This is a genomic window from Sphingomonas bacterium (assembly GCF_903644055.1).
Taxonomy (GTDB): domain Bacteria; phylum Pseudomonadota; class Alphaproteobacteria; order Sphingomonadales; family Sphingomonadaceae; genus Sphingomonas_I.
This window is the reverse complement of record NZ_CAHJXD010000108.1, coordinates 1-8,763: the sequence shown is the minus strand read 5'-3', so window position 1 is coordinate 8,763 and position 8,763 is coordinate 1. Positions and strand designations below refer to the sequence as shown.

The following is an 8,763-nucleotide window of genomic DNA, read 5'->3' as shown; positions in this document are numbered from 1 at the left end:
AAGCTGACCGTCACCCCGGCCTTGAGCCGGGGTCCCGCTACCTGCCAACGCTGAAGAACAAGCGGGACCCCGGCTCAAGGCCGGGGTGACGACAGTTCAACCTCAACAGGATAAACTCCAGCTACTCTGTCGCGTCTAACCCCTGAACCTACCGCGTCACCAAACCCGCGTAACGTGCCCCATCTTGCGGCCGGGGCGGCTCTTGCCCTTGCCATAGAGATGGAGGTGCGCGGCGGGATCGGCTAGGATGGCGGCCCACGTCTCGGCCTCGTCGCCGAGCAGGTTGCGCATCTCGGCGCCGCGCCCGGTCAGCGCGGTCGATCCCAGCGGCAGGCCGCAGATTGCGCGGATATGGTTTTCGAACTGCGAGGTCAGCGAACCCTCGATCGTCCAATGCCCGCTATTGTGCACGCGCGGCGCCATCTCGTTGAAGATCGGGCCATCGGCGGTCGCGAAAAATTCGCAGGCGAGCACGCCGACATGATCGAGAGCGCCCGCCAGCCGCGCGGCGAGCGCCTGCGCCTCGGCGGCCTGCGCGGCGATGAGACCGGCAGCGGGCACCGAAGACCGCCGCAGGATGCCCTCGCGATGCTCATTCTCCACCGCATCCCAGGCGACGATGCCGCCATCCGCCCCCCGCACGAGCAGGATCGAGAATTCGGCGTCGAACGCGATCATGGCTTCCAACACGGCGGGCGCCCCGCCGATCGCCTCCCACGCAGCCGCCGCCTCCCCGGGCGCGCCGATCCGCGCCTGGCCCTTGCCGTCATAGCCGAAGCGGCGCGTCTTCAGGATCGCCGGCGCACCGATTTCGGCCAGCGCCGCATCGAGCTCTGCCGCCGAGGAAACCGCGCGCCAGCGGGCGGGCCGCCCGCCCTGCCCCTCGGCGAAACGTTTCTCGGCGACGCGATCCTGCGAGACTTCGAGCGACCGCGCCGAAGGCCGGATGCCCGCCAGCCCGGCGATCGCCTCCACCACGACATTCTCGAACTCATAGGTGACGACATCGACCTGCGCCGCGAACACCGCCACGGCATCGGCGTCCTCATACGCGCCGCGCGTCCATTGCGCGGCGACTTCGGTGGCGGGGCCGCTGGTCCCGGGCGCATAGATGTGCGTGCGATAGCCGAGGTTGGCGGCGGCGATCGCGAGCATCCGGCCGAGCTGCCCGCCGCCGATGATGCCGATCGTCGACCCCGGCGGGATCATTCGGGGGCTTCGTCCACCTGCGCGGTCTGCTCCGCGCGCCACGCCGCAACGCGCGCCGCCAGCGCCGGATCGGCCAGCGCGAGTATCTGCGCGGCGAGCAGCCCGGCGTTGACCGCCCCCGCCTCGCCGATCGCCAGCGTGCCGACAGGGACGCCACCGGGCATCTGGACGATCGACAGCAGGCTATCGAGCCCCGACAGCGCCTTGGATTGGACGGGCACGCCGAGCACGGGCAGGTGCGTCATCGAGGCAAGCATGCCGGGCAGATGCGCCGCGCCGCCCGCGCCCGCGATGACGACCTTGAGACCGCGATCGGCGGCGCCCGTCGCATAATCGTAGAGCCGCTTCGGCGTGCGGTGCGCGGAGACGATCTTCGCCTCATGCGCGACGCCGAGCGCATCGAGCGTCTCGGCGGCGCGCTTCATCGTCGCCCAATCGGAGCGGCTGCCCATGACGATGCCGACGAGGGGGACGGTCACGACGCGCCAACCTCCTTCTTCGCGGGAATAAGCCTCACCGCTCGCTCAGATAATAGCGATCCTTCGGCGCCAGACCCTCGTCCAGCTCGTAGACGATCGGCTGCCCCGTCGGGATTTCGAGCCCGGTGATCTCGGCATCGGGAATGTTCGAGAGATGCTTGACCAAAGCGCGCAGCGAATTGCCGTGCGCCGAGATCAGCACGCGCTCGCCCTGCTTCAGCACGGGTACGATGCGGCTCTCCCAATAGGGCAGGACGCGCGCGATCGTGTCCTTGAGGCTTTCGGTCGCGGGAATGGCGATGCCGGCGTAGCGGCGATCCGCCGCCAGATCGAACGGCCCGCCCGCCTCCAGCACCGGCGGCGGCGTATCGAAGCTGCGGCGCCAGATCTTGACCTGATCGTCGCCGTGCCGGGCGGCGGTTTCCGCCTTGTCGAGCCCGGTGAGGCCACCATAATGGCGCTCGTTCAGCCGCCAGTCCTTCTCCACCGGCAGCCACAGCCGCCCCATCGCCTCCAAAGCGAGATCGAGCGTCTTGATCGCGCGCGTCTGGAAGCTAGTGAAGCATCGGTCGAAATCGAGGCCCTTCGCGGCCATCAGCGCGCCCGCCGCCTCGGCCTCTTCGATACCCTTGTCGGTCAGGTTGACGTCCCACCAGCCGGTAAAGCGGTTCTCGAGGTTCCACGCCGATTGGCCATGACGGATGAGGACGAGCGTGGGCATGCGGGCGGACCGTCTCCAGCTAGGAAGCGAGCGCTCTAGCCGCCACGGTCGCGCGCGTCACCCCTTCGCAAGGTCTCACCGAGATCGCGGTTGCAAGCCGTCGCGCGCTGACGCACCCTCCATCGAGAAACAAGGGGACGAGCATGATGAAGCGGATGCTGGCGGGCGTGTGCGCGATGGCGCTGGCGGCGAACGCGGTAGCGCAGCCGATCGGCCAGAAGGCGATCGAGAGCGCGTTCGACAGCCAGATCAATCCCGCCGAACTGACCGACTGGCTGCGCACCTTATCCTCGCAGCCCAACCATGTCGGCAGCCCGCACGACAAGGCCAATGCCGAGATGGTGCTCGGCCTGTTCAGGCAATGGGGCTGGAACGCGAGGATCGAGACCTTTCAGGTGCTCTACCCCACCCCGATCTCCACCACGGTCGAGATGATCGCGCCCGAGCATGTCGCGCTCGGCGGGCAGGAGCCCGCGGTCGCCGAGGATCCGAGCACTGCCGATCTCTCGGCCGCGCTGCCGCCCTATGTCGCCTACCAGGGCGACGGCGATGTCACGGCACCGCTGGTCTATGCCAATTACGGCATGCCCGACGATTACAAGGCGCTCGCCCGCGCCGGGATCGACGTGAGAGGCAAGATCGTCATCACGCGCTACGGCGGTGGCTGGCGGGGGCTCAAGCCCAAGCTGGCGCAGGAGCATGGGGCTGCGGGCTGCATCATCTATTCCGATCCCGCCGACGACGGCTACGGCCGCGGCGACGTCTATCCGAAGGGCGGCTGGCGCAATGCCAACGGCGTCCAGCGCGGATCGGTGCAGGACATGACGACCTATCCGGGCGATCCGCTGACGCCCGGCATCGGCGCGACCGCCAGCGCCAAGCGGCTGACGCGCGCGACGGCCACGACGATCCTCAAGATCCCGACGCTGCCGATGTCCTACGGCGACGCGGGCAAGCTGCTGTCGCGGCTCGGCGGGCCGGTGGCGCCGGGCGGCTGGCGTGGCGGATTGCCCTTCACCTATCATTTCGGCGGCGACGATACGGTGAAGGTCCATCTCGCGGTCAAGTCCGATTGGTCGATGAAGACACTGTACAATGTCATCGCGATGGTGCCGGGCGCGCGGACGCCCGATCAGTGGGTGGTGCGCGGCAATCATCGCGACGGCTGGGTGTTCGGCGCGGCCGATCCGCTTTCGGGCCATGTCGCGATGCTGGGCGAGGCCAAGGCAATCGGCGGCCTGCTCAAGCAAGGCTGGCGGCCGGCGCGCACGATCGTCTACGCGAGCTGGGACGGCGAGGAGCCGGGGCTGCTCGGCTCGACCGAATGGGCCGAAGACCATGCCGCCGAGCTCAAGGCCAAGGCGGTCGTCTATCTCAACAGCGACAATATCGGCCGCGGCTTCTTCCACGCCGAGGGCAGCCACGATTTCCAGCATTTCGCCAACGGCATCGCGAGCGACGTCAGCGATCCCGAGACGGGCGCCAGCCTGCTCGATCGCCAGCGCGCCTCCTATCGCGTGGCGGGCGCCGGCGGCGGCGGGCGATCCGATCCGGCGATGGTCGCGGCGGCGGAGAAGGGCGGCGACGTGCCGATCGCAGCGCTGGGATCGGGATCGGACTATTCGTCCTACCTCCAGCATCTCGGCCTGCCTGCGATCGATTTCGGCTTCGGCGGCGAGGATGAGTCGGGCGGGGTCTATCACTCGGCCTACGACACCTTCTATCACTATACGACGTTCGACGATCCGGGCCTGAAATACAGCGCGACGCTGGCCAAGGCGGTCGGGCGCGCGGTGCTGCGGATCGCGGATGCCGATACGCCGCCGATGCGCTTCGGCGACTTCGCCGATACGGTCGCGACCTATCTCGAAGAGGTCGAGAAGCTCGCCGACACCCGCCGCGCCGCCGATCGCAGGCTCGGCAGGATGGTCGGCGCCGGCGATTACCGGCTCGCCGCCGATCCGCTCAAGCCCGTCGCCGCGCCGGCGATCGATGCGGCGACCCCGCATATCGAGCTGGCGGCGCTCGAGGATGCGGTCGATCGGCTGAAGGTGAGCGCGATGGCGTTCGATTCCACCTATGCTGCGAAGGGCGCGGCGCTCGCCCCCGCCGCGCGCGCGAAGCTCAACGCGATGCTGCGCGATATCGATCAGCTATTGATCGACGATCGCGGGCTGCCGGGGCGCCCGTGGTACAAGAATCTGATCTACGCGCCCGGGCGCTTCACCGGCTATGGCGCGAAGACCCTGCCCGGCGTGCGCGAGGCGATCGAGGAACGGCGTTTCGACGATGCCAACCTCTATGCCGGGCGCACCGCCAAGGTGATTCAGGCCTATGCCGATCGTCTCGACGCGGCGCGCGCCTTGCTTTGACACCCGCCCGCTGCGTCAAGGGCTTGTCGAATCTCCGATTACGGTCGAAGGGAACGCCGAAATCCAGGAGATCATGATGGCTACGGCGGTCCGTGAAGTGAAGCATCATATGGTTGGCGGCGACACAAGCGCGGCCGGCCGGTTCGGCGACATCTTCAATCCCAACACCGGCCAGGTCCAGGCGCGCGTGCCGCTGGGCACCTCGGCCGATCTCGATCGCGCGGTCGCCGCCGCCGTCAAGGCGCAGGTCGGCTGGGCCGCGACCAATCCGCAGCGCCGCGCGCGCGTCATGTTCAACTACAAGGCGCTGATCGAGGCGAATATGGAGGAGCTCGCGCACCTCCTCTCCTCCGAGCATGGCAAGGTGATCGCCGATTCCAAGGGCGATATCCAGCGCGGGCTCGAGGTCGTCGAATTCGCGTGCGGCATCCCGCATGCGCTGAAGGGCGAATTCACGCAGGGCGCCGGCCCCGGCATCGACGTCTTCTCGATGCGTCAGCCGCTGGGCGTCGTCGCGGGGATCACGCCGTTCAACTTCCCGGGCATGATCCCGATGTGGATGTTCGGTGTCGCCGTCGCGGTGGGCAACGCCTTCATCCTCAAGCCTTCGGAGCGCGATCCTTCGGTGCCCGTACGGCTCGGCGAGCTGATGGTCGAGGCCGGTGCGCCCGAGGGCATCCTCCAGGTCGTCCATGGCGACAAGGAGATGGTCGATGCGATCCTCGATCATCCCGATATCAAGGCGGTGAGCTTCGTCGGCTCCTCCGATATCGCGCAATATGTCTATTCGCGCGGCGTCGCCGCCGGCAAGCGCGTCCAGGCGATGGGCGGTGCCAAGAACCATGGCATCGTCATGCCCGATGCCGATCTCGACCAGGTGGTCAACGATCTGTGCGGCGCGGCGTTCGGTTCGGCGGGCGAGCGCTGCATGGCGCTGCCGGTCGTCGTCCCGGTCGGCGAGGATACCGCCGATCGTCTGCGCGCCAAGTTGATCCCGGCGATCGAGGCGTTGCGCGTCGGCATCTCGACCGACAAGGAAGCGCATTACGGCCCCGTCGTCACCGCCGCGCACAAGGCGAAGATCGAGGGCTATATCCAGATGGGCGTCGACGAGGGTGCCGAGCTCGTCGTCGATGGTCGCGGTTTCAAGCTGCAGGGCCATGAGGAGGGCTTCTTCGTCGGGCCGACGCTGTTCGATCACGTCAAGCCGGAGATGACGACCTATCAGGAGGAAATCTTCGGCCCCGTGCTGCAGATCGTCCGCGCACCGAGCTTCGAGGAGGCGGTGCGCCTGCCCTCCGATCATCCCTACGGCAACGGCGTCGCGATCTTCACGCGCAACGGCCATGCGGCGCGCGAATTCGCGCAGCGCGTTAACGTCGGCATGGTCGGTATCAACGTGCCGATCCCGGTGCCGGTGGCCTATCATTCGTTCGGCGGCTGGAAGCGTTCGGCGTTCGGAGACACCAACCAGCACGGCATGGAAGGCGTGCGCTTCTTCACCAAGGTGAAGACCGTGACGCAGCGCTGGCCCGACGGTTCGGCGCTGCCGCGCGGCGCGGAGGATGGCGGGCCCGCCCGAATCAACGACGCCTTCGTCATCCCGACGATGGGCTGACGCGGCGGCGATGACCCAGTTCGACCTCACCGACGATCAGCGCGAGATCCAGGATCTCGCGCGGCGCTTCACCGCCGATGCCATCACGCCGTTCGCGGCGGAGTGGGACGAGAAGCACCATTACCCGCGCGATGTCGTCAAGGCGGCGGCGGCGCTCGGCTTCGGATCGATCTACGTCTCCGAAGAGAGCGGGGGCATCGGGCTCGGACGGCTCGAGGCGGCGCTGATCATGGAGGCGATGGCCTATGGCTGCGCATCGACCAGCGCCTTCATCTCGATCCACAATATGGCGAGCTGGATGATCGATCGCTTCGGCGGCGCCGAGATCAAGGCGCGCTATCTGCCGAGCCTCGTCACCTGCGACACGATCGCCAGCTACTGCCTGACCGAGCCCTCCTCGGGCTCCGACGCGGCGGCGCTCCGCACCAAGGCGGTGCGCGACGGGGACGATTATGTCGTCACCGGCTCCAAGCAGTTCATCTCGGGGGCCGGGGTCAACGACATCTATGTGACGATGGTGCGCACCGGCGAGGATGGCCCCAAAGGCATCTCCTGCCTGGTGATCGACAAGGATATGCCCGGCGTCAGCTTCGGCGCGCCCGAGCGCAAGCTGGGCTGGCATTCGCAGCCGACCGCGCAACTGATCCTCGATGGCGTGCGCGTGCCGGTGGCGAATCGCGTCGGCGGCGAGGGCGAGGGCTTCCGCTTCGCGATGATGGGCCTCGATGGCGGGCGGCTCAACATCGGCGCCTGCTCGCTGGGCGGGGCGCAGCGCTGTCTCGACGAAGCGATCGGCTACACCCGGGATCGCAAGCAGTTCGGCACGGCGATCGCCGAATTCCAGAACACGCAGTTCACGCTCGCCGACATGGCGACCGATCTCGAGGCGGCGCGCGCCTTGCTGTATGTCGCCGCCGCCAAGGTCACCGCGGGCGCGCCCGACAAGACTCGCTTCGCGGCGATGGCCAAGCGCCTCGCGACCGACAGCGGCTCCTCGATCGCCGATCGCGCGCTGCAATTGTTCGGGGGCTATGGCTATCTGATGGATTACCCGATCGAGCGCTTCTGGCGCGATCTGCGCGTCCATTCGATCCTCGAAGGCACCAATCAGGTGATGCGGATGATCGTCGGGCGCGAACTGACGCGCCAATGACGGGCCTGCCGACCGACGAAGTGCTCGTTTCGATCGAGGGCAAGGTCGGCCGGCTGCGTCTCAATCGGCCCAAGGCGATCCACGCGCTGACGCTCGGCATGTGCGAAGCGATGACCGAAGCCTTGCTCGCATGGCGCGCGGATCCCGCGATCGAACTGGTGATGATCGATCATGCCCCCTCGCCGGACGGCGATCCGAAGACGTCACGGGGCTTCTGCGCGGGCGGCGACGTGCGCGCGATCTGCGAGAGCGGGCGCGGCGACGGCGTTGCGGCCCGGCACTTCTTCTTTACCGAATATCGCCTCAATCACCTGCTGTTCGTCTATGCCAAGCCGATCGTCGCCTTCATGGACGGGATCACGATGGGCGGGGGCGTCGGTATCAGCCAGCCCGCGCGCTACCGTATCGCCACCGAACGGACGCGCTTCGCGATGCCCGAAACCGGGATCGGGCTGTTTCCCGACGTCGGCGGTGGCTGGTATCTTTCGCGCTTGCCGGGACGCGTCGGCGCTTATCTGGCACTGACCGGCGGCAGGCTCGACGGCGCGGAGTGCCAGGCGCTCGGCCTCGCAACGCATTTCATGGCGTCCGAAAAGCTGGACGAGCTCAAGGCCGGGCTGATCGCCGCGCCGGGCGACGCGCAAGCGCTGCTCGAGCGCGCCGCGGAAACGCCGCCACCCGCCGCGATCGAAGCGCGGCGCGGCGATGTGGATCGGCTGTTCGCATCGGAAACCTGTGAGGGCGTGCTCGCCGCGCTCGCCGCCGACGGATCGGAATGGGCGCGGGAGCAGCGTGCAATTCTCGCCACCAAGAGCCCGCAGGCGTGCAAGGTCTCGCTGCGCATCGTCCTCGACGGCGCCGACACCGCCTTCTTCGCCGAGGAGATGGCGCGCGAATATGCGGTCGCCGCGCGAGTCTGCCAGCGCAACGATTTCATCGAGGGCGTGCGCGCCCTGCTCGTCGACAAGGACAATGCCCCGCGCTGGGATCCCCAGACTCTCGAAGGCGTCTCCGATCATATGATCGACCAGATCTTCGCGCCGATGGAAGCGGGCGAGGAATGGACGCCGCTGGCGCTGTGAGTTTGTTGAAAACTCGCGAAAGTGCGGGTCTACAGGTTGTCCTGTTCAAGCTGAAACGTCACCCCGGCCTTGAGCCGGGGTCCCGCTTCTTCTTCAGCGTCGGCCAAGCAGCGGGACCCCGGCTCAAGG

At 67.7% G+C, this 8,763-nt stretch carries 7 protein-coding genes; 4 read left to right on the top strand and 3 right to left on the bottom strand.

Features of this window, described 5'->3' with window-relative positions; translation table 11 throughout:
• Positions 1 to 156: 156 nt before the first annotated feature.
• The 3 genes from HUU94_RS04560 to gpmA form a co-directional block, all read right to left on the bottom strand.
• Positions 157 to 1,209: a 5-(carboxyamino)imidazole ribonucleotide synthase gene (locus HUU94_RS04560; protein WP_174273920.1), complete on the bottom strand. Its 1,053-nt coding sequence runs from the start codon at positions 1,207 to 1,209 to the stop codon at positions 157 to 159.
• Positions 1,206 to 1,661 carry a 5-(carboxyamino)imidazole ribonucleotide mutase gene (purE, locus tag HUU94_RS04555; protein ID WP_174273921.1) on the bottom strand — a complete coding sequence of 152 codons (456 nt, stop codon included), beginning with the start codon at positions 1,659 to 1,661 and terminating at the stop codon, positions 1,206 to 1,208. Before purE ends, HUU94_RS04560 begins: the two co-directional genes overlap by 4 nt.
• 61 nt (positions 1,662 to 1,722) lie before the next feature.
• Positions 1,723 to 2,409 carry a 2,3-diphosphoglycerate-dependent phosphoglycerate mutase gene (gpmA, locus tag HUU94_RS04550; RefSeq protein WP_174273919.1) on the bottom strand — a complete coding sequence of 229 codons (687 nt, stop codon included), beginning with the start codon at positions 2,407 to 2,409 and terminating at the stop codon, positions 1,723 to 1,725.
• Between the two features lie 146 nt (positions 2,410 to 2,555).
• Between gpmA and HUU94_RS04545 the strand changes: the two genes are divergently transcribed.
• The 4 genes from HUU94_RS04545 to HUU94_RS04530 all read left to right on the top strand — a co-directional run bounded on the left by HUU94_RS04545 (position 2,556) and on the right by HUU94_RS04530 (position 8,634).
• Positions 2,556 to 4,781, top strand: coding sequence for a transferrin receptor-like dimerization domain-containing protein (locus tag HUU94_RS04545; RefSeq protein ID WP_254601949.1), 2,226 nt, complete (start codon positions 2,556 to 2,558; stop codon positions 4,779 to 4,781).
• Positions 4,782 to 4,857: 76 nt separating this feature from the next.
• Positions 4,858 to 6,399: a CoA-acylating methylmalonate-semialdehyde dehydrogenase gene (locus HUU94_RS04540; RefSeq protein WP_174273917.1), complete on the top strand. Its 1,542-nt coding sequence runs from the start codon at positions 4,858 to 4,860 to the stop codon at positions 6,397 to 6,399.
• A 10-nt stretch (positions 6,400 to 6,409) separates the two neighbouring features.
• Positions 6,410 to 7,552: an acyl-CoA dehydrogenase family protein gene (locus HUU94_RS04535; protein ID WP_174273916.1), complete on the top strand. Its 1,143-nt coding sequence runs from the start codon at positions 6,410 to 6,412 to the stop codon at positions 7,550 to 7,552.
• Positions 7,549 to 8,634, top strand: coding sequence for an enoyl-CoA hydratase/isomerase family protein (locus HUU94_RS04530; RefSeq protein ID WP_174273915.1), 1,086 nt, complete (start codon positions 7,549 to 7,551; stop codon positions 8,632 to 8,634). Before HUU94_RS04535 ends, HUU94_RS04530 begins: the two co-directional genes overlap by 4 nt.
• Positions 8,635 to 8,763 lie beyond the last annotated feature (129 nt).